Below are 348 nucleotides of genomic sequence, written 5' to 3'. Positions count from 1 at the left end.
GTGGCCTGCCACGGCTGGCTGGCACCCTTGCTCAGCATCGCCCAGTACTTCTGGCCGGCTTCCTTGTTGCCGTAGAAGGTGCACTCATGCAGCGGGCCCTTGTAGCCGGCCGCATCGCACAGGCCCTTGTAGAACTGGAACTGCAGGATGCGCGCCAGGAAGTAGCGGGTGTAGGGGGTGTTGCCCGGCACGTGGTACTTCGCGCCCGGGTCGAAGAATTCTTCGCCACGGGTGCTGGCCGGGGCCACGCCCTGGTACTTGGCCTTCAGGTCCCACCACGCCTTGTTGTAGTTGTCGGCGGTGATCGAGCCATCGAACACGCCCCAGCGCCAGCGGTCGATCATCAGC

Annotated in this window: 1 protein-coding gene; it reads right to left on the bottom strand. The window is 64.9% G+C overall.

The window, feature by feature from the left end:
- Nucleotides 1–348 (bottom strand): M2 family metallopeptidase (locus EN850_RS34490; RefSeq protein WP_136093000.1); only part of this gene is annotated, 348 nt, incomplete at both ends.

This window comes from Mesorhizobium sp. M8A.F.Ca.ET.207.01.1.1 (genome assembly GCF_004794715.1).
In the GTDB taxonomy this organism is placed as follows: Bacteria; Pseudomonadota; Alphaproteobacteria; order Rhizobiales; family Rhizobiaceae; genus Mesorhizobium.
The sequence above is the reverse complement of the archived record's forward strand: the minus strand, read 5'-3'. Positions and strand labels throughout refer to the sequence as shown.